This window comes from Aeromonas sp. FDAARGOS 1406 (assembly GCF_019048565.1).
GTDB lineage: Bacteria > Pseudomonadota > Gammaproteobacteria > Enterobacterales > Aeromonadaceae > Aeromonas > Aeromonas caviae.
Genome location: NZ_CP077378.1, coordinates 3,701,611 through 3,722,570, shown reverse-complemented (window position 1 = coordinate 3,722,570; position 20,960 = coordinate 3,701,611). Strand labels below are relative to the sequence as shown.

Annotated in this window: 16 protein-coding genes; 10 read left to right on the top strand and 6 right to left on the bottom strand. The window is 63.5% G+C overall.

The window, feature by feature from the left end; genetic code table 11:
• Window positions 1-101: 101 nt before the first annotated feature.
• The 3 genes from I6L36_RS17625 to fumC all read left to right on the top strand — a co-directional run bounded on the left by I6L36_RS17625 (window position 102) and on the right by fumC (window position 4,362).
• The gene (locus I6L36_RS17625) at window positions 102-1,910 is read left to right on the top strand and encodes a carbon starvation protein A (protein ID WP_109111695.1); all 1,809 of its coding nucleotides are present in this window, start codon (window positions 102-104) and stop codon (window positions 1,908-1,910) included.
• A gap of 216 nt (window positions 1,911-2,126) precedes the next feature.
• Window positions 2,127-2,891, top strand: a complete 765-nt coding sequence (gene pepE, locus I6L36_RS17620; protein ID WP_109111696.1) for a dipeptidase PepE — start codon at window positions 2,127-2,129, stop codon at window positions 2,889-2,891.
• Between the two features lie 79 nt (window positions 2,892-2,970).
• Window positions 2,971-4,362 carry a class II fumarate hydratase gene (fumC, locus tag I6L36_RS17615; protein WP_216986756.1) on the top strand — a complete coding sequence of 464 codons (1,392 nt, stop codon included), beginning with the start codon at window positions 2,971-2,973 and terminating at the stop codon, window positions 4,360-4,362.
• A gap of 137 nt (window positions 4,363-4,499) precedes the next feature.
• Here fumC and I6L36_RS17610 read toward each other — a convergent pair whose 3' ends face one another.
• Entirely contained in the window at window positions 4,500-4,937 is a 438-nt protein-coding gene (locus I6L36_RS17610; RefSeq protein ID WP_104454669.1) for a VOC family protein, read from the bottom strand.
• A gap of 398 nt (window positions 4,938-5,335) precedes the next feature.
• Between I6L36_RS17610 and putA the strand changes: the two genes are divergently transcribed.
• Window positions 5,336-9,283 (top strand): trifunctional transcriptional regulator/proline dehydrogenase/L-glutamate gamma-semialdehyde dehydrogenase, encoded by a 3,948-nt coding sequence (gene putA, locus I6L36_RS17605; RefSeq protein ID WP_216986755.1) that lies wholly within the window; start codon window positions 5,336-5,338, stop codon window positions 9,281-9,283.
• Window positions 9,284-9,440: 157 nt separating this feature from the next.
• Here putA and alr read toward each other — a convergent pair whose 3' ends face one another.
• Together alr and dnaB are read right to left on the bottom strand one after the other, a co-directional pair.
• A complete protein-coding gene (gene alr / locus I6L36_RS17600) occupies window positions 9,441-10,514 on the bottom strand; it encodes an alanine racemase (protein ID WP_109111699.1) in 1,074 nt (357 codons plus the stop codon).
• Window positions 10,515-10,648: 134 nt separating this feature from the next.
• A complete protein-coding gene (dnaB, locus tag I6L36_RS17595; RefSeq protein WP_039040054.1) occupies window positions 10,649-12,043 on the bottom strand; it encodes a replicative DNA helicase in 1,395 nt (464 codons plus the stop codon).
• Between the two features lie 420 nt (window positions 12,044-12,463).
• Here dnaB and I6L36_RS17590 point away from each other — a divergent pair, with 420 nt between their 5' ends.
• Window positions 12,464-13,318 (top strand): Tim44 domain-containing protein, encoded by an 855-nt coding sequence (locus tag I6L36_RS17590; protein ID WP_010673257.1) that lies wholly within the window; start codon window positions 12,464-12,466, stop codon window positions 13,316-13,318.
• A gap of 193 nt (window positions 13,319-13,511) precedes the next feature.
• Here I6L36_RS17590 and ushA read toward each other — a convergent pair whose 3' ends face one another.
• On the bottom strand, window positions 13,512-15,182 hold the full coding sequence (gene ushA / locus I6L36_RS17585) for a bifunctional UDP-sugar hydrolase/5'-nucleotidase UshA (RefSeq protein ID WP_043152639.1): 1,671 nt from the start codon (window positions 15,180-15,182) through the stop codon (window positions 13,512-13,514).
• Window positions 15,183-15,430: 248 nt separating this feature from the next.
• On the opposite strand from ushA, the gene I6L36_RS17580 reads away from it, so the two are divergent.
• From I6L36_RS17580 to I6L36_RS17570, 3 genes are all read left to right on the top strand, one after another.
• The gene (locus I6L36_RS17580; RefSeq protein WP_109111700.1) at window positions 15,431-15,769 is read left to right on the top strand and encodes a DUF2956 domain-containing protein; all 339 of its coding nucleotides are present in this window, start codon (window positions 15,431-15,433) and stop codon (window positions 15,767-15,769) included.
• A gap of 115 nt (window positions 15,770-15,884) precedes the next feature.
• On the top strand, window positions 15,885-16,220 hold the full coding sequence (locus tag I6L36_RS17575) for a hypothetical protein (RefSeq protein WP_010673254.1): 336 nt from the start codon (window positions 15,885-15,887) through the stop codon (window positions 16,218-16,220).
• 97 nt (window positions 16,221-16,317) lie between these two features.
• A complete protein-coding gene (locus tag I6L36_RS17570) occupies window positions 16,318-17,184 on the top strand; it encodes a tetratricopeptide repeat protein (RefSeq protein ID WP_109111701.1) in 867 nt (288 codons plus the stop codon).
• Between the two features lie 69 nt (window positions 17,185-17,253).
• Here the strand turns inward: I6L36_RS17570 and I6L36_RS17565 are convergent, their stop codons facing one another.
• On the bottom strand, window positions 17,254-18,657 hold the full coding sequence (locus I6L36_RS17565) for a sigma-54 dependent transcriptional regulator (RefSeq protein ID WP_109111731.1): 1,404 nt from the start codon (window positions 18,655-18,657) through the stop codon (window positions 17,254-17,256).
• Between the two features lie 148 nt (window positions 18,658-18,805).
• Complete coding sequence (fkpA, locus tag I6L36_RS17560; protein WP_029313875.1) at window positions 18,806-19,615, bottom strand: FKBP-type peptidyl-prolyl cis-trans isomerase; 810 nt, start codon at window positions 19,613-19,615, stop codon at window positions 18,806-18,808.
• Between the two features lie 119 nt (window positions 19,616-19,734).
• Here fkpA and I6L36_RS17555 point away from each other — a divergent pair, with 119 nt between their 5' ends.
• The gene (locus tag I6L36_RS17555) at window positions 19,735-20,703 is read left to right on the top strand and encodes a WD40 repeat domain-containing protein (protein ID WP_109111702.1); all 969 of its coding nucleotides are present in this window, start codon (window positions 19,735-19,737) and stop codon (window positions 20,701-20,703) included.
• A 14-nt stretch (window positions 20,704-20,717) separates the two neighbouring features.
• On the top strand, window positions 20,718-20,933 hold the full coding sequence (locus tag I6L36_RS17550; protein WP_010673249.1) for a SlyX family protein: 216 nt from the start codon (window positions 20,718-20,720) through the stop codon (window positions 20,931-20,933).
• Window positions 20,934-20,960 lie beyond the last annotated feature (27 nt).

The window sequence follows — 20,960 nt, the reverse complement described above, 5'->3', positions numbered from 1 at the left end:
CCCTCTGCCACTGACCCTTTCTGCGCTCCCCTTTCCCTGCCGCCTGCGTAGAGTGCAGCCTGAGCCCGGCCAGATTGGCCGCAGGAAAAGGAAACTCCGTCATGCAACACGCAATCACCTTCGTCATTGCGGCCCTCTGCATCCTCGCCATCGCCTATCGCCTCTACGGCGTGTTCTTTGTGCGCAAGGTGCTGCGGGCCGACGACAAGCTGGTCACCCCCTCCCACGAGCTGGAAGATGGCAAGAACTATGTGCCGACCAACAAGTGGGTCAACTTCGGCCAGCACTTCGCGGCCATCGCCGCCGCCGGCCCCCTGGTGGGCCCGGTCCTGGCCGCCCAGTACGGCTACCTGCCGAGCTTCCTCTGGCTGCTGATCGGCTGCGTCATCGGCGGCGCGGTGCACGACACCGTGGTGCTGTTCGCCTCCATGAAGCATCAGGGCAAGTCCCTCTCCGAGGTGGCCAAGGCCGAGCTCGGCCCCATCGCCGGCTGGTGCACGGGGCTCGCCATGCTGTTCATCATCACCATCACCATGGCGGGTCTCTCCATGGTGGTGGTGCACGCGCTGGAGCGTAACGCCTGGGGCGTGTTTGCGGTCTTCATGACCATCCCCATCTCCATGGTGGTGGGGATCTGGCACAAGCTGACCGGCAACCTGCAAGCCGCCTCCTGGGTGGGCTTCATCGCCGTGCTGGCCTGCGTCTTCTTCGGCCCCTACGTGCAGGAGAGCGCCTTCGGTGCCTGGCTGACCCTGCGCGCCGAGACCATCAGTCTGGCGCTGCCCATCTATGCCTTCTTCGCCACCGCCCTGCCGGTCTGGCTGCTGCTCACCCCGCGCGGCTACATCTCCAGCTTCATGAAGATCGGCGTGTTCGGCGCCCTGGTGATCGGCGTCATCTGCATCAACCCCGAGATCCAGTTCCCCGCCATGACCCAGTTCGTCCACGGCGGCGGCCCGGTACTGGGCGGCCCGGTCTGGCCCTTCATCTCCATCACCATCGCCTGTGGCGCCATCTCCGGCTTCCACGCCTTCATCGGCTCGGGCACCACCCCGAAACTGGTGGACAAGTGGAACGACATCCTGCCGGTCGCCTTCGGTGCCATGCTGGCCGAATGCGTGGTGGGCGTGATGGCGCTGATCGCCGCCACCGCCCTGCACCCGGCGGACTACTTCGCCATCAACGCCACCCCGGAGGCCTTCGCCAAGCTGGGGATGCAGGTGGTGGACCTGCCCTTCCTCTCCCAGGAGATCGGCATGGATCTGAACGGTCGCACCGGCGGCGCCGTCACCCTGGCGGTGGGCATGTCCTACATCTTCACCAAGGTGCCCTGGTTCAGTAACCTCGCCTCCTACTTCTTCCAGTTCGTGGTGATGTTCGAAGCGGTCTTCATCCTGACCGCCGTCGACTCCGGCACCCGGGTCTCCCGCTACCTGATCCAGGACTTCTTCGGCGAGTTCTACCCGCCCCTCAAGCGCATCGACTGGATGCCGGGCGCCATCGGGGCCAGCGTGCTCGCCTGCGTGATGTGGGGCTATCTGCTGATGTCCGGCGATATCGGCTCTGTGTGGGCGCTGTTCGGGGTCTCGAACCAGCTGATGGCCTCGGTGGGCCTCATCATAGGCGCCACCATCATCTTGCGACTGGCCCACAAGCGCCGCTACATGCTGACCTGCCTGATCCCGCTGGCCTACCTGTTCGTCACCGTCAACTACGCCGGTTACTGGATGATGCGCAACGTCTACTTCAACTCGGCCGCCAAGGGCTACAACCCGATGAACGGCGCCATCTCCCTCATCATGCTGGTGCTGGGGGCGCTGATCCTGATCTCCGCCCTGCGCAAGTGGAGCGAGCTGTGGAAGCTGCGCCAGCAGCCCGAGTTCCGGGTGGCCGAGGCGACCGCCTCCTGATCCGTCCAGCCCTCCTCGGACCCCGCCTCGGCGGGGTCTTTCATTGGCGCTGCGCATTCATCCATTGGCATTGACCCGCCCCTTCGCTGTGGTTGAATGGGTCCCCGGATCACAGAACCGCCCGGCCCGGGGTGCTAGCATGCCCCGACGGCCACTTGGCCGCACCGGCCCAAGTGATCCTCCCTCCTCCGCTTTCACCCTTTGAGGACAGCTTTCATGGAACTGCTTCTGCTCAGCAACGGCAAAACCACAGAACACCCCGGCCTGCTCGGCTGGGCCCGGGAGCGGGTACAAACCCTGCTCGCCCGCAAACAGGTCAAGCGCATCCTGCTCATCCCCTACGCGGTGATCCGCAGCGACTGGGACGCCCGCGCCTTCGAACTCAGCGAGAGCCTGGGGGTGAAGGCCATCAGCATCCACCACTTCGACGATCCGGTGGATGCCATCCAGCGGGCCGACGCCATCTTCATCAGCGGCGGCAACACCTGGCGCCTGAACCAGCTGCTGCACGAATACGGCCTGGTGGTGCCCATCCAGCGCGCCGTGCGCGAGCGGGGCGTGCCCTATGTGGGCTGGAGCGCCGGCTGCAACGTGGCTACCCCCAGCATCCTCACCACCAACGACATGCCGGTGTGCAGCGCCGCCGTGCTGCCGGCGCTGGGCCTGTTCCCCCTGCAGATCAACCCCCACTACCTGGATGCCGGCATCAGCGGCCACATGGGGGAGACCCGGGACGAGCGGCTCGCCGAGTTCTGTGCCATCAACCCGAGCGAGTCCGTGGTGGCCCTGCGCGAAGGGAGCCTGCTTCAGGTAAGCGGCGAGCACGGCGGCGAGAGCATCGAATACTGGAGCGCCCGGGGCGAGGGCTTCAAGATCTTCAAGCACGGTGAGACCACTCAGGAGTTCATCACGGCCGCGCCCCTGGCCGGGCTGACGCCGTTTCACCCCCTGGCCGGGGCCATGACGACCGCGGTGACCTGAGCGTTCGCCCGCGGGATTTGCCATGCTGTGAGGGGCAAGGGATCTTCCCTCGCCCCTTTTCCTGCCGGCGGGAGGCACCATGACCATCAGGATTGAACACGACAGCCTCGGGGAGATCGCCGTCCCGGTCGATCGGCTCTGGGGCGCCCAGACCCAGCGCTCCCTGCACCACTTCAACATCTCGGGAGAGCGCCAGCCCAGGGAGATCATCCATGCCCTGGCCCGCATCAAGTCCGCCTGTGCCAGGGTCAATCACGCCCTGGGACTGCTGCCCGCGCGCAAGGCCCAGGCCATCATGGCGGCCGCCGACGAGATCCTGTGCGGCCAGCACGACGCCGAGTTTCCCCTGATGGTGTGGCAGACCGGCTCCGGCACCCAGACCAACATGAACCTCAACGAGGTGCTGGCGAACCGGGCCAGCGAGCTGCTCGGCGGCCCCCGTGGCGAGGGGCGGCTGGTACACCCCAACGACGAGGTGAACAAGAGCCAGTCCAGCAACGACGTCTTCCCGAGCGCCATGAACCTGGCCGCCGTCACCGCCATCACGGGCCGGCTGCTGCCGGCGCTCGTCCCCCTGAAAGAGACCCTGGCGAGCAAGGCCGCCGCCTTCGACGACATCGTCAAGATAGGCCGCACCCACCTGCAGGACGCCACGCCCCTCACCCTGGGGCAGGAGATCTCCGGCTGGGTAGCCCAGCTCAGTCAGGGGGAGCGCCACATCCGGGCCGCCCTGCCCCATCTGTGCGAGCTGGCGCTGGGGGGCACGGCGGTGGGTACCGGCCTCAACTGCCCCCCAGGTTTCGCCGACGCGGTGGCCAGGACCCTGGCCGAGCAGACCGGTCTGCCGCTGGTGAGCGCTCCCAACAAGTTCGAGGTCCTGGCGGCGAGCGATGCCCAGGTCCATGCCCACGGCGCCCTCAAGACGCTGGCGGCCTCCCTCATGAAGATCGCCAACGACGTGCGCTGGCTCGCGAGCGGCCCCCGCAGCGGGCTGGGGGAACTCATCATTCCGGAAAACGAGCCCGGCTCCTCCATCATGCCCGGCAAGGTCAACCCGACCCAGTGCGAGGCGCTCACCATGCTGTGCGCCCAGGTGATGGGCAACGATGTGGCCATCAACATCGGCGGCGCCAGCGGCAACTTCGAGCTCAACGTGTTCAGGCCGATGATCGCCTACAACGTCCTGCAGAGCGTGCGGCTGCTGGCGGACGGCATGCAGAGCTTCCACGACCACTGCGCCGTCGGCATCACCCCGAACCAGGCCAGGATCGACGAGCTGCTCTCCCGCTCCCTGATGCTGGTGACGGCCCTCAACCCCCATATCGGCTATGACAAGGCGGCCGAGATCGCCAAGCGGGCGCACCATCAGGGGCTGAGTCTGCGGGAGGCGGCCATTGCCTCGGGCCACCTCAGCGCGGAGCAGTTTGATGCCTGGGTGATTCCCGCTGACATGGTGGGTCGCACGCCATAAGGCAGCTCAGCGCACTGCAATCCCAATCCCATGCCCGGGGCATACCAGCGCAGGTGGCAGGCGCAGCAAATAGGGACTGTGATGGGCAATAAAGATGAAAAGGGCGCCATGGCGCCCTTTTCATTGCAGATCTGCCGTCAGGTCTTGCTCTGGCAGTTGAACATCCAGTGGGTGCCGAACTTGTCCACCAGGGATCCGAAATAGTCACCCCAGAACATCTCCGCCAGCGGCATCTCCACCTGACCTCCCTCGGCCAGGGCTGCGAACAGGCGATCGGTCTCGCCCCGGCTGTCCGGCTCCAGGTTGAGGTAGCTGTTGTTGCCCTGTACCAGGGTGAACCCCATGCTGGCCGGAGCATCCGTGCCCATCAGCACGTGACCCCCAAGGATGGACAGGGCCACATGCATCACCAGCTCCCCGTCTTCCTCCGACAAAGGGGGCTGGCCCGGGCAACCCGGGGACTCCTTGAACCTGTGGATGGGGCCGCTGAAGTCTCCGCCGAACACTTCGCGATAGAAGAGGAAGGCAGCCTCCGTCTCCCGGGCAAAATTGAGATAGGTACTGACACGCGCCATGGGTTTCTCCTTGTCACCGATAGCTGGCCCCTGTGGCCAGCTAACAGCATAGAAGAGCACGGGGCTCTGTCAGGTGGCGCTCCGCCCCCTTCTGCGCACGGGGGAGCCGCGCTCACAGCCCGGGCTCGGTCGAACACGCAAAAGTGCAACCCGATTCGCAGTGGGTTGCACCTCATGTAGGCATTCATAAGATGCATTGCCAACCCATTAATAATGCTGTGAAAAGCGGACAAGCGGCGGGCTTGAAAGGAGCCTGATGGAGACCGGATTCATGGAAGAATTCAACAATGTAACCAATACATTAAAATTTCTTGCTTGAAGGTTCCACCTGGTTGCACCATCATCGGCGAAATTTAACCGTCCGGTAATATTGTTACCTTCTAGACACAGGAAGTCCCATGGCCACTACCACCCTCGGCGTCAAACTCGATGAAGCGACCCGCGACCGCCTCAAACAGGCTGCGCAGACCCTGGATCGCACTCCCCACTGGCTGATCAAGCAAGCCATCTTCACCTATCTGGAGCAACTGGATCTCGGTCTGACCCCGCCCGAGCACTCCGGGCTGGCTGCCGCCGCCGGGGAAGAGGCCGCCGAGACCCTGACCGAGCAGGGCATCCAGGTCTTCCTCGAGTTTGCCGAGAGCATTCTGCCCCAGTCCGTGCTGCGGGCCGCCATCACGGGGGCTTATCGCCGCCCCGAGACCGAAGCCGTCCCCATGCTGCTGGAGCAGGCTCGTCTGCCCAAGGAGAAGGCTGACGCGACCCAGAAGCTGGCCATGGGCATCGCCGAGAAGCTGCGCAACCAGAAGAGCGCCAGCGGCCGTCAGGGCCTGGTGCAGGGGCTGCTTCAGGAGTTCTCCCTCTCCTCCCAGGAAGGGGTGGCCCTGATGTGCCTGGCGGAGGCGCTGCTGCGCATCCCCGACAAGGCGACCCGGGATGCCCTGATCCGCGACAAGATAAGCGGCGGCAACTGGAGCCAGCACCTGGGCCAGAGCACCTCATTGTTCGTCAACGCGGCCTCCTGGGGTCTGCTCATCACCGGCAAGCTGGTGGCCACCCACAACGAGGCGGGCATGAACAGCTCCCTCAAGGGACTCATCGGCAAGGGGGGTGAGCCGCTCATCCGCAAGGGCGTCGACATGGCGATGCGCCTGATGGGTGAACAGTTCGTCACCGGCGAGACCATCGCCGAGGCGCTGGCGAACGCAGGCGGCATGGAGAGCAAGGGGTTCCGCTACTCCTACGACATGCTGGGGGAAGCGGCCCTGACCGAGGAGGACGCCAAACGCTATCTGGCCTCCTACGAGCAGGCCATCCACGCCATCGGCAAGGCCTCCCACGGTCGCGGCATCTACGAGGGGCCGGGTATCTCCATCAAACTCTCCGCCCTGCATCCGCGCTACAGCCGCGCCCAGTACGATCGCGTCATGGAGGAGCTCTACCCCACCTTGCTGGGCCTGACCCAGCTCGCCAGGCAGTATGACATCGGCATCAACATCGACGCCGAAGAGGCCGATCGCCTGGAGATCTCCCTCGATCTGCTGGAGAAGCTCTGCTTCGATCCGTCCCTCGCCGACTGGAACGGCATCGGCTTCGTCATCCAGGCCTACCAGAAGCGCTGCCCCTATGTGATCGACTACGTCATCGATCTCGCCAAGCGCAGCCGTCACCGCCTGATGATCCGTCTGGTGAAGGGCGCCTACTGGGACAGCGAGATCAAGCGCGCCCAGCAGGAAGGGCTGGAAGGCTACCCGGTCTATACCCGCAAGCCCTACACGGACGTCTCCTACCTCGCCTGCGCCCGCAAGCTGCTGGCGGTGCCCGAGGCCATCTATCCCCAGTTCGCCACCCACAACGCCCACTCCCTGTCTGCCATCTATCAGCTGGCGGGTCAGAACTACTACCCGGGCCAGTACGAGTTCCAGTGCCTGCACGGCATGGGTGAACCGCTCTACGAACAGGTGGTCGGCAAGGTGGCCGACGGCAAGCTGGGTCGTCCCTGCCGCATCTATGCTCCGGTGGGCAGCCATGAGACCCTGCTCGCCTACCTGGTGCGCCGCCTGCTGGAGAACGGGGCCAACACCTCCTTCGTCAACCGCATCGCGGACAACAACATCTCCCTCTCGGATCTGGTGCAGGATCCGGTGCAGCAGATCGAGCAGATGGCCGCCCGTGAAGGGACCCTGGGTCTGCCCCATCCGCGCATCCCCCTGCCCCGGGATCTCTACGGCGAGGCGCGCCCGAACTCCGCAGGTCTGGATCTCGCGAACGAGCACCGCCTGGGGTCACTCTCCGCCGCCCTGCTCGCCAGCACCAACACCGCCTATCAAGCCGTGCCCATGCTGGGTTGCGACACCGAGGCGCCGACCCAGTTCCAGCCCGTGCTCAACCCGGCGGATCACCGCGATGTCGTCGGTCAGGTGAGCGAATCCACGGTAGCGCTTGTGGACAAGGCGCTCGCCTGCTCCCTCACGAGCGGCCAGATCTGGCAGTCCACCCCGCCAGCCGAGCGGGCCGCCGTGCTGGACAGGGCAGCCGATCTGATGGAATCCGAACTGCAACCCCTGATGGGCCTGCTGGTTCGCGAATCCGGCAAGACCTTCGCCAACGCCATCGCCGAGGTACGCGAGGCGGTGGACTTCCTGCGCTACTACGCCGCCCAGGCGCGCAACCACTTCGCCAACGACACCCACAGACCGCTCGGCCCCGTGGTCTGCATCAGCCCCTGGAACTTCCCGCTGGCCATCTTCAGCGGCCAGGTGTGCGCGGCCCTGGCCGCCGGCAATACGGTGCTGGCCAAGCCTGCCGAGCAGACCCCCCTCATCGCGGCACAAGCGGTGCGCATCCTGCTGGAAGCGGGGGTTCCCGCCGGTGCGGTGCAACTGCTGCCGGGCCGTGGAGAGACCGTGGGTGCGGCGCTCATCGCGGACGAACGGGTGCGCGGCGTCATGTTCACCGGCTCCACCGAGGTGGCGGGCATCATCTCCCGCAACCTGGCCGGTCGCCTCGACGCCCAGGGTCGCACCATTCCCCTCATCGCCGAGACCGGCGGCCAGAACGCCATGATCGTCGACTCTTCCGCCTTGACCGAACAGGTGGTGATGGATGTCATCTCCTCGGCGTTCGACAGCGCCGGTCAGCGCTGCTCCGCCCTGCGAGTGCTGTGCGTGCAGGATGACGTGGCGGATCGGGTGATCCGGATGCTCAAGGGCGCCATGGCCGAGTACAAGGTCGGCAGCCCCGAGCACCTCTCCACCGACATCGGCCCCGTCATCGACACCGAGGCCAAGACCAACATCGAGCGCCACATCAAGGCGATGGGCGACAAGGGGCGCAAGGTGCATCAGATCGCTCGCACCCAGGGGGATGCCTGCAGCCGCGGCACCTTCGTGCTGCCGACCCTGATCGAGCTCGACAGCCTGGACGAACTGGGACGCGAAGTGTTCGGCCCTGTGCTGCACCTGGTCCGCTACCCGCGCACCCGGCTCGGGGAGTTGCTCGAGCAGATCAACGACAGCGGCTACGGCCTGACCCTGGGTGTTCATACCCGCATCGACGAGACCATCGCCCAGGTGGTGAACGTGGCCAAGGTGGGCAACCTCTACGTCAACCGCAACATCGTGGGCGCCGTGGTCGGGGTGCAACCCTTCGGTGGGGAAGGGCTTTCCGGCACCGGTCCCAAGGCCGGTGGCCCGCTCTACATGTATCGCCTGCTCGGCGCCCGTCCCCAGGAGGCGGTGGCCAACCAGCTGCACCAGGAGTCCGGTGCCCTGCATGCCGAGGCGAAAGCCCCCCTCGTAGCCCTGCGCGACTGGGCGAGCAAGCAGGAGCCGGCCCTCGCCGCCCTGTGCGATCACTACGCCGCGCTCTCCCAGAGCGGCCGTACCCAGCTACTGACCGGCCCCACCGGCGAGCGCAACAGCTACAGCCTGCTGCCCCGGGAACGGGTGCTCTGTCTTGCCCAGGAGAAGGCCGACCTGCTGGCCCAGCTGGCCGCCTGTCTGGCGGTCGGCAGCCAGGTGCTGCTGCCGGACGATGCCCAGACACGCGCCCTCCTCTCTTCCCTGCCGACCGAGGTGCGGGATCCCATTGCGCTGGTGGCGGACTGGGCAACGGGGGAGACGGACTTCGATGCCCTGCTGCACCACGGCGACTCGGATCTGTTGCGAGAGGTGAGCAAGCTCGCCGCCGCGCGCCAGGCAGCCCGTAACGGCGCCATCATCGGTGTGCACGGCCTGCATCGCGGCGAGACCGACATCCCGCTGGAGCGCCTGCTCATCGAGCACGCCCTCTCGGTCAACACCGCCGCCGCCGGTGGCAACGCCAGCCTGATGACCATAGGCTAAGCGCCACATAGTGACGGAGACTCAAGCCCCGCAGATGCGGGGCTTGTTCTTTCGTCTCTGGGACACGCCCATGAAAAAGGCCGCCCTTGTCGGGGCGGCCTTTTGGTTCTCCCTTCTCCCCTCGCGGGAGAAGGATGGGGGATGAGGGGCGACTCGCCTACACGTACTCCATAAAGACGCGGGAGGTGAGCTTGGTGATGAGCTCATAGGGAATGGTGCCGATCTGGTCGGCCACCCGCTCTACCGGCAGCCCTTCCCCCCAGAGCACCGCCTCGTCACCGGCCTTGTCGGTGGCGCCGGGGCCGAGATCCACCGTGGTCATGTCCATGGAGACACGCCCCACCAGAGGCACGATGCGGCCATTGACCAGCACTGGCGTGCCGTTGGGGGCCATGCGCGGATAACCGTCGCCATAGCCGATGGCAATCACCCCGAGCCGGGTATCGCGATCCGACACCCAATTGGCGCCATAGCCTACCGGCTCGCCCGCCTTGTGATCGCGCACCGCGATGAGCTGGGTCTTGAGGGTCATCACCGGCTTGAGGTCGTAATCCGCCGCCACCGTATTGGGGAAAGGCGACACGCCGTAGAGGATGACGCCGGGGCGCACCCAGTCGCAGTGGGAATCCGGCCACGCCAGGATGCCCGCCGAGTTGGCCATGGCGCGCTCGCCCGACAGCGGCGCAGTCAGCTGGCTGAACAGGTCGATCTGCTCGCGGGTGGTGGGTTGCTCCAGCTCATCGGAGCGGCTGAAGTGGGTCATGACGTTGAACGGCTGCACCACGTTCTTGCACTTGGCGAGGCGCTCGATAAAGGCGGGCATCTCCTCGGCCCGTACCCCGAGGCGGTGCATGCCGGTGTCGAGCTTGAGCCAGGCCACCACGGGGGCAGGCAGCTCCGCCTGCTCCAACGCTTCGAGCTGCTCCCAGGTGTGCACCGCGGTCTGCAGGTTGTTGGCCGCCAGCACCGGCAGGTCGGCGGCGCTGAAGAAGCCCTCCAGCAGCACGATGGGCTTGACCACGGCGCAGGAGCGCAGCATCAGCGCCTCTTCGATGCGGGCCACCGCGTAGGCGTCCGCATCCACCAGGGTGCGGGCAACCGGCAGCAGCCCATGGCCGTAGGCATTGGCCTTGACCACGGCAATGATCTTGCATTGGGGGGCGTGGCGTTTCACCACAGCGAGGTTGTGGCGCAGGGCCGCTGTATTGATCTGGGCGATAGCCGCTTTCATCTGTTTTCCCTTACGAGGGCATGATAATCAGGCACCGGGTGGTGTCAGCCCTCAAATCTCATCGTCTAAGGCCGGACCGGCAGAATTGTCGAACCGGGAAAACTGTGTCTGGATACCGGGAGCAGGCTCCCGACTTAGTAGTCATCATCAAACGCCGGGCCCGCGTAGTTGTCAAAGCGCGAGAACTGACCCTGGAAGGTGAGCCGCACTCGTCCTATGGGGCCGTTACGCTGCTTACCGATGATGATCTCGGCGATCCCCTTGTCGGGGCTGTCGTCGTGATAGACCTCGTCGCGGTAGATGAACATGATCAAGTCCGCATCCTGCTCGATGGAGCCGGATTCCCGCAGATCCGAGTTGACCGGGCGCTTGTCGGCACGCTGTTCCAGGCTTCGGTTCAGCTGGGAGAGCGCCACCACGGGGCACTGCAACTCTTTCGCCAGCGCCTTGAGGGAGCGGGAGATTTCACCGATTTCCAGAGTTCGGTTGTCAGACAGCGCCGGCACCCGCATCAGTTGCAGGTAGTCCACCATGATCATGCTGATGCCGCCGTTGTCCCGCGCCACCCGGCGGGCACGGGAGCGCACTTCGGTCGGGGTGAGGCCGGAGGAGTCGTCGATGTACATCTTCCCCTTCTCCAGCAGCAGCCCCATGGTGGAGGAGAGCCGCGCCCAATCCTCGTCGTCGAGCTGGCCGGTCCGCACCTTGGTCTGGTCGATGCGCCCCACGGAGGCGAGCATACGCATGATGATCTGCTCGGAGGGCATCTCGAGGGAGAAGATCAGCACCGGCTTGTCGGCGGTGAGGGCCGCGTGCTCGCACAGGTTCATGGCAAAGGTGGTCTTGCCCATGGAGGGACGGGCGGCGACGATGACCAGATCCGAACGCTGCAGGCCGGCGGTCATCTTGTCCAGATCGTTGTAGCCGGACGACACGCCGGTCACCCCGTTGTGGGGGGTCTTGAACAGCTCTTCAATCTTGTCGACGGTCTGCTCGAGGATGAGCTTCAGGGGCTGGGGGCCCTCGTTGGCGCTGGTGCGCTGCTCGGCGATCTGGAATACCTTGCTCTCGGCCAGGTCCAGCAGATCGTTGGAGGTACGCCCCTGGGGCTCGTAGCCCGCTTCGACTATCTCGTTGGCGACCGAGATCATCTCCCGTACCACGGCACGCTCGCGCACGATTTCGGCGTAGGCGCTGATGTTGGCGGCACTCGGGGTGTTCTTGGCGATCTCCACCAGATAGGCGAAGCCACCGGCCTCTTCCAGCTGTTCGGAGCGCTCCAGCTCCTCCTGCAGGGTGATGAGGTCGATGGGGTTGCCCGCATTGGAGAGGCGGGTCATGGCCTGGAAGATCAGGCGGTGCGGACGGCTGTAGAAATCCTTGTCGATCACCCGTTCGGCGACCCGATCCCAGGCCTCGTTGTCCAGCATCAGGCCGCCCAGTACGGACTGTTCGGCCTCAAAAGAGTGGGGAGGTACTTTCAGCTGTTGTGTCTTGGCGTCTTTTTTCGCCGTCACTTGCTCTGCCATACACATAAAAACCGCAGCGGGAAGGGGACGGGAATTTTACAAAAGAAACCCCGCCATCGCGAGTGCTAATACGTCCCGTCATCGCATCCGGCGACAAGACGGGACCCTGGCCTCGTCAGCGTCATCCACTTCTGCGCCGCAGACCTGCCTCACAGTACGAGAAAGGGCCAGACCAGGGTCTGATCTTTCGTTCTTGCTCTTTGCTTGTTGCGCAACCTGCGCACCGAGCAACTCGGCCGTCTGTGTCTCATGGGTGCCCCCCTGTCGGACGACTCAATCTGTTCATGAATAATTCATGCCATCCGTGATAATCATACCCGCAAGCTGCAACACAAAAAGGGACTGGCAGCCTGCCATGCGCCTCGCTGAGCTTGCACAAGCAGAGCATGCCCCCACCTACATGAGAGTGAAAGAGTCAAAATGAAAAAGATGCTGACCCTGTTTGCCCTGATCCTGGCCATTGGCCTTGGGGCACCCATCGCCGAGGCCAAGAAACTTGGTGGCGGCAAATCCTTTGGCAAGAGCTACAAGACGGCTCCGGCCCAACCTGCGGCCAAGCCGGTCGACACCAAGAACCCGACCGTGGGCGCCCAGGCACCCAAGAAAGGCGGCATGATGGGCGGCCTGCTGGGTGGTCTGCTGGCCGGCGGCCTGTTTGCCTACCTGCTGGGCAGCGGTGCCTTCGAAGGTCTGCAAGGGATGGACTTCCTGCTGATCGCCCTGCTGGCACTGGGCGGTGTCTTCCTGTTCCGAGCCCTGCGCAGGAACAAGGCGGCAGCGGCCCAGCCACAGACGGCCTATGCGGGTTATCAACCGCCCCAGAGCGCGGCGCCCCAGCAGTTCGAGCAGAGCCACAGCGCCCCGCAGGCCACCGGTTTTGCCGACAGCGACGTGCCCTTCCGTCTGCCTCCGGGCTTTGACATGAACGGCTTCCTGGCCGGTGCCCGCGATCACTACCGCACCCTGCAAGAGGCCTGGAACAAGAACGACCTGGAGAAGATCCGCGAGTACGTGAGCCCCGAGCTGTTCGAGCACCTCAAGGCTGAACGCGCCGAGCTCTCCGGTGAGCAGCACACCGAGGTGATGTACGTGGACACCCAGCTGGTCCGTGCCGACTACGGCAGCGACTGGGCCCAGGTGAGCGTGCGCTTCAGCGGCCGCTACATGGACCGTCAGGAGCAGGTCGAGGAGGACATCAAGGAGGTGTGGCACCTCGAGCGTGATCTCGCCAAGGACAATGCCCCTTGGCATATCGTCGGCATCGAGCAGCTCTAAGGCTCAACCGACCCATTTCATCAAGGCGACCTCAGGGTCGCCTTTTTATTGCCATCAGATCGTGTCATGCCCTATTTCGGGGCAGCTTCCCGTAGCAGGATATATTTCCCGAGAGACAATGCTGATGACATTGAAAATAAAAAGAGAGGCAGCCATGGCTGCCTCTCTTTTTTATTGGCTCGGGGTGCAGGGATTATTTGCAACCCTCTACCGAGGTGGAGTTGATATAGCTGACCTCGCCGGCCGGCTGATAATCGGCGACCTGAATGGTCTTCTTCGCCGCGATATAATCCTTCAGCACACCGGCATCCACCAGACCGGCATTGATGGTGTCGATCTTCGGATAACCGTCACCACCGGCCGCGCTGAAGCTCGGGATGGAGAAGCTGTAGGTTGCTGCCGGATCGAAGGCCTTGCCGCCGATGGTGGCGATGTCCACGCTCTTGGCCTGGCAATCCACCGTCATCTTGATGCCGCCGAACTGGGCATAGCCACCGGTATTGGCGGTCTTGGTCGCGACCTGACCCAGGTAGGTCAGCAGCTCGTTGCCGCTCATGGTCGCCTTGTTGACGGTGTTGCCGAACGGATGCACGGTCAGCACGTCACGGTAGCTGATGTCCCCTGCCGCGATGGAGGCACGCACCCCGCCGGAGTTGACGATGCCAAAGTCGGTGCTCAGCTTCTCGGCAGTCGCGGTGGTGATGAGACGACCCAGGTTGGTCTGCTTGTTGCGCACGTTGGCGCGCTCACCGTCCAGTACGCCATCGGTGGCACCGATGACCACACCCAGCTCCTGCTGTCCCTTCTCCTGATAGGTGAGCAGGGTGTTGTAGAGCTCGGGATCCTTGACGATCTCTTCTTGGATGAAATCACCGTCCGCATTCTTCAGGTTGACCGGGATCAGATCGTACTGGGTCAGGGTCAGCTTGCCATTCTGATAGTCAAACTGGGCACGACCCACATACTTGCCCCACTCGTGAGCCTGCATGATCCAGGTGCCGTTCTGCTGATCCGGCTGGCAGTCGTCGCCCGGCTTGAAGTCGGCGTACTTGTCCGGGGTGCCCGGCTCCATGCAGACCGGGTTCTGGGAGTGACCACCGATGATGGCGTCCAGGGTGCCTGCCGGCAGCGCACGGGCCATCTCCACGTCACCCGGTGCGTTGCTGCCGTGCTGACCATTCTCGTAATGGCCCATGTGGGTGATGGCAAGAACCAGGTTCGCCTCTTTGTTGTCGCGGATCTGCTTGCCGAGATTGGCGGCTTCCGTGGTCGGATCGCGGAACTCGAGGGTCTGGACGTTGTTGGGATCCACCAGCTGGGCGGTGTCCTCTGTGGTCAGACCCAGCACGGCGACCTTGAGGCCGCTCTCCAGCTTGAACACCTTGTAGGGATCGAAGTAGCGCTTGCCGCTCGTCTTGTCATAGATGTTGGCGGAGATCATCGGGAACTGGGCCCACTGACGCTGTTTCTCGAGGATGGTCAGGGGGTTGTCGAACTCGTGGTTGCCCACCGCCATGGCATCGTAACGGATGCTGTTCATGGCCATGAAGTCCGGCTCTGCATCCTGCAGATCCGACTCTGGCACCCCGGTGTTGACGTCACCGCCGGAGAGCACCAGCACTTCGCTGCCCGCCGCTTTCGCCTCGGCACGCAGCCGCTCGACCAGGGTCTTCTGGGCCGCCATGCCATATTCGCCCTTGTCGTTGTGCCAGAAACGACCGTGGGTATCATTGGTATGCAAAATGGTCAGCTTGCAGACATTTTCGGTGCAGGGGGCGACGCTGTCGTTGCTTGAGGTATTGCAGCCGCTCAATGCGGCAAACACTGCCAGTGCGATACTTCCTTTGACAAATTTATAATTCATTTCCATATCACCTTGTTATTTTGTTATTGGACGACCCTATCCAGGATCGGGCGGTAATATAACAAACAACATGTGACGGTTTTTCATCGGCGACTCACAAATTCCGCCAAATGTGATCATCCACGCAACCTGTTTCCCCTATTTGGAACAGAGGCACCCCACTCGCAGAGCAATTTCCCCCATGATGGCAGCCCGCCGGTAACGGTTATGGCATACTGCCCGCCAATCAATGCCAAGGAGTGCCTGGAATGGCCAAGTACGACAAAATTTCCCCCGAAACCCAGCAGGAGGCGATGAAGATCGCCCGTGCCAACCAGAAGCCGGGGCAGACCAAGGAGCAAACCCAGCTCATCGCCCAGGGGATCCAGAAGGGCATAGACGAATACAAGAAACAGATGAAGGCGAAGGCCCGCGAGGCCAGCCGCCAGAAGAAACTGCAAGCCAAAGCCAGGCACTCTTCCCAAGAGACACCGGAAGAGGAGAGCGAAGCCGAGGTCATCGAGCTCATCCGCCAGCACCCGCTGCCCTGGATCCTGCTGGTGCTGAGCTGGCTGGTATTTGCCGTGCTCTGGTTCTGGTTCCGCTGATCCTGCCCAGGCAAACCTTTGCCCTGCGATCCGCTTCACAGCCCGGGCGCGGGGGACTGGTCATTCCCCACCCGGACTGCCTACACTCTGCCCCCCTTGTCAGGAGACACTCATCATGAACCCGGCCCCGCTCTATCTGCTGGCTCCCCTCGCCCTCTTCCTCGTGACCCTGGTGCTCTATCGCATCTCGCCACTGCGGGCGGTTGCCGCCGGCCATGCCCGCTGGTTTATCCTGCCCGCCTTCACCCTCTTTATCCTGCTCATCGTCATCAATGGCGCTGCGGATCCCGCCCTGAGAAGCCCTGCTTTCCACTGGCTGATGCCGGGGTTCGGCTTTGCCCTGAGCCTGTTCCCTGCCCTGCCCAAGGCACTGGTACCGCGCCTGGCTATCAAGGAGGGAGCCTTTGCTGCCCTGGGTCTGATGCTGATGAGCCTTGCCATGGTCTACTGATCGGCAAGCGCTGGCGTCACGATGGCGCCAGCCCCCTTCTTGTACAAAGAATGGCCTTCAGGCATCTTGGTGGGCGGATAACCGGCATGGAGGCCAGATGAACAATCCGCCCGATTTCATGGCACTGTGGGATTATCAGGATCCCGTTGCCAGCGCCCAGCGTTTTCAAGCACTGCTGCCCGAGGCGCGTGCCGCCAACCTGCAATGGGAGCTGGAGCTCCTCACCCAGATAGCCCGCACCCATTCGCTGCAACGCCAGTTTGCACAGGCGCACCAGCTGCTCGACGAGATAGAACCCCGCCTCACCGAGGCGACTCCACGGGCCCGCCTGCGCGCCTTGCTGGAGCGTGGCCGCACCTTCAACTCCGCCGGTGACAAGGCCAGCGCCAGAGCCCTGTTTGAACAGGCCTGGCAACTGGGAGAGCAGTACGAAGAGCACTATCTGGCCATCGATGCGGCCCACATGGTGGCCATCGCCGCCCCCCTGGAGGAGCAGAGCCACTGGCACCAGCTGGCGATGACCCTGGCCGAGCGCAGTCACGACAAGCGGGCGCGAGGCTGGCTCGCCACCCTCTATAACAATCAGGGCTGGACCCTGTTCGAGCTGGGTCGCCTCGACGAGGCCATCGCCTGTCAGCAAAAGTGCCTGGCCTGGCACGAGCAGCACAACAACCAGGGCAAAGCCTTTATCGCCCGCTGGAGTCTGGCGCGCCTGAGCCGGGCCCAGGATCGCCATGAACAGGCCATGGCCGAACTGGCGCAGTTGCGCGACGACATGACTGCCGCAGGCGCCCCCGAGGATGGCTATGTGTTCGAGGAGCTGGGGGAGAATGCGCTCTTGCTCAATGATCCCGCGGCGACCGAGTACTTTGCCCGTGCCTGGTTTCTGCTGTCACAGGATGGCTGGTTCACCGCTAACGAGGCAGAACGACTGGCCAGGCTCAAGCTGCTCGCCAAACTCTGATAAGCGTGCGGGGCGACCAATTGGCCGCCCCGCACATCAGCATGTCTGCCCGGGAGTAGAGGTGACGGCTCAGGCCGGACTCGCCTCTTCCCAGCTCTGCTTCTTGCGATAAATCGTGGAAGGGCTTATTTCCAGCAGGGCCGCCGCCTTGGGGATGTTGCCGTCACAACTGGCGATGGCCTGCTCGATGGCCTCCTTTTCCACCTGCCAGAGCGGACGGACCTGCCTGCGAACGACGACGGATTCTGACTGGGGATCCGCGATCCCGACCACAGGCTCCGGGGCCAGGGTTCGCCCCCCGTTGAGGGGAGGTGGCAGGATATCCGGGCTCACCAGCTCGCCATCGTTGAGCACCACTATGTTGCGCACCACGTTTTGCAGCTCGCGCACGTTGCCGGGCCAGGGGTAGTCGAGCAGCACCTGCACTGCGTCCGCATCAAAGTCCCTGAACCGCTTGTTCTCCTCACCGGCATAACGCAATAGCAACTCCCGGGCCAGCAGCAGGATGTCCTCTCCCCGCTCCCTCAGGGGGGGCAGCGCCAGCGGGATCACGTGCAGGCGGTAGTAAAGGTCTTCACGAAACCGTCCGGCCTTGACCTCCACCAGGGGATCCCGGTTGGTGGCGCAGACAAAGCGCACATCCACCGTCTCCAGCTTGCCGCTGCCGACCCGCTGCAGGGTGCCGGTCTGGATGAAACGCAGCAGCTTGCTCTGCAGGTCGAGATCCATCTCGCAGATCTCGTCGAGGAAGAGGGTACCGCCGTCCGCCAGACTGGCCGCCCCCTTGCGATCCCCCTGGGCACCGGTAAACGACCCCTTCACGTGGCCGAAGATCTCGCTCTCCATCAGGTCATGGGGAATGGCGGCGCAGTTGAGGGCGATGAAGGGCTGATCCCGACGCGGGCTGCACTGGTGGATGGCCTCGGCGCACACCTCCTTGCCGGTGCCGCTCTCGCCAGTGATGAAGACGGTGGCCTTGCTCGGCGCCGCGCTCTCGATGATGCGATAGACCGCCTGCATCGCCATGGAGGCGCCGATGAAACCGGCAAAGGAGCTGCGCTCGAAGTTTTCCCGATACTGGGCCACCAGCGAGCTGAGCTGCTGGTGCTTCAGGGCATTGCGCGCCGTGGCGCACAGGCGCTTGCCATCGAACGGCTTGGTGAGAAAATCGAAGGCCCCGAACCGCATCGCCTCCACCGCCACATCCACCGAGCCGTGAGCGGTGATCACCACCACGGAGCAGGGCAGTTGCCGCTCCGTGATCTGCTGCAAGATGTCCATGCCGGACATGTCGGGCAACTCCAGGTCGAGCAGCACCACGGGGGGCGGGCTTGCCAGCAATTGTGCCAAAGCCTGCTGGCCACAATCTGCCAGCTGCACCTCGTAGCCATCCTGGGCCAGATACTGCTCATAGACGACCGCCAGACTGCGGGTATCTTCCACCAACAGGACACGGGGTTTGCTTTCAGCCACGAGATCCATCCTTGCGCTTGATTTTGTTGTCTATTCTGGGGGCTAGCCGCCACACACTCAAGACGGCCTCATCGCTTTATCCGGGGGATTGCGACAATACACAAGCAAAAACGGCTCCCTGGGGAGCCGTTTTTATGGTGCTTTGAGCTTATTTCTTGGCGTTGTCGCCATCGGCAGCCGGTTTTTCGATGGCCAGCAGCTCTACGTCAAATACCAGCACGGCGTTGGCCGGGATGGAACCTGCACCGTGCTCGCCATAGGCCAGCTTGGACGGCAGGAAGAACTTGAACTTGGAGCCGACCGGCATCAGTTGCACCCCTTCGGTCCAGCCCGGGATCACCTGGTTGAGCGGGAAGGTAGCCGGCTCGCCGCGATCGACGGAGCTGTCAAACTTGGTGCCATCAGTCAGGGTACCGGTGTAGTGTACCTTGACGATGTCGGTGGCCTTCGGCTTGGCGCCGTCACCCATCTTCTCGACCTGATATTGCAGGCCGGACTCAGTGCTCTTCACGCCCTCTTTCTTGGCGTTGGCAGCCAGGAACTCTTCACCCTTCTTCAGGTTTTCCACGGCATCCTTGTCGGCCTTCGCCTTGGTCAGCTCGTTGATCTTGGCGTCGTATTCCTGCAGAACCTTCTGGATCTCCTCGTCGGTCATCTTGGCTTCTTTGCCCAGACCGTCGGTGACACCCTTCAGGATCACGGTGTTGTCCAGCTTGATGCCGAGCTCCTGCTGGCGCTCCAGGGTATTGGCGATATAACGACCCATGGAGAGGCCGATCGCATAGCCGGATTGCTCTTCAAAGCTCTTGGCCTCAGCCTTGGGGGCCTCTGCCGGCTTGCTGGCTTCTGCCTTGACCTCTGCGGTGTTGGTCGCAGCAGGTTTCTCATCTTTTTGGCAAGCAGTCAGACCGACGGCAACCGCCGCAGCCAACAGGGACACCTTCAGAAAATTGTTCATCAGTTTCTCCAAAACTCTAAATACCGCTCTCGGTTCCTTCGTGAAATGAGAGGTTTATCGTGATAAGCGCCTTATACTAACGCCGTGATCGCAGGTAACGAAAGCATGAGACAGGAAAAATGATCAAAAGTGCCATTTATCTCATCGGTATTTGCCTGATGCTGACGGGGTGCGAACAACGCTCACTTCCCAGCCAGCAGATCCACCTCGCCAACCAGGGGCTGCTGAGCGCGGATCTCGCCAGTTCCGGCAAGCTCGCGCTCGTCTCCAGCCTGGGTCAGGGCACTGTGGTGTGGGATCTGGAACAGGGCAAGGAGCGCTGGCGCTGGCGCCAGAGCGACGACCAGGAGGAGTTCGTCACCCTGACCCGCTTCTCCCCCGATGACAGCCATGCCATCACCGCCACTCAGCACACCTTCGCCATCTGGCGCTTGCAGGATGGCCGCTCCCAGGGCTACTACTCCCTGCCAGAATCCCGCCTGCGCGATGCGGCGATCTCGGCGGATGGCCGCCAGGTGCTCATCGGCCGTGAAGACGGCAAGGCGGAGGTGGTCGACACCCAGACCGGACGCCGGCTGCAATTTCTTGGCCACACCGAACAGGTCAACACGGTGGATCTCTCCCCCAATGGTCGCTATGCCCTCACCGGCGGCAACGATTACAGCGCCTATCTGTGGGATACCCGCACGGGCCAGGTGGTGTGGCGCTTCAACCACGCCGGGCGAGTCGTGATGGCGAGACTGGATCCGTCCGGACGTTTCGCCTTCACCGCAGACAGTCGCCAGGCCAGCATCTGGGATCTCAAAACCGGCAAGGAGCACAGCAGGTTGCAATATGATCACCGCTTCGAGGTCTACACCAGCGCCCGCTTCGCCAACGGCGGCAACTGGCTCATCACCGGCGCCCCCTCCCGCCAGCTCACTCTGTGGCAGGTGAGTGACGGCCAGCCGTTGCAGAGCTGGCGCGTCTCGCCCCATCCCAAGGTGAAACCGCCGAGCGCTGTGGTCTATGGCGTGGCTTTGCGCGACAATGACCACCTCGTCAGTGCCAGCTCCAGTGGCCTGGCTGAAATCTGGACTATCAAGTAAGGACCAAAAGGCCCATGAGTCAGCAACTAAACGAACGCCTCGAAACCCTGGAAAGCCGCCTCGCTTTTGCCGAATACACGGTGGAGCAGCTCAACGACGAGGTCACCACCCAGGGTCGCGAGCTGGACCGGCTCAAACACCAGATCCATCTACTGGTGGATAAATTGCAGAGCGTACAGCCGAGCCAGATCGCCAGCATGGCCGAAGAGACGCCGCCACCGCACTACTGATGAGTGCCAGCCATAAAAAAACCCGCG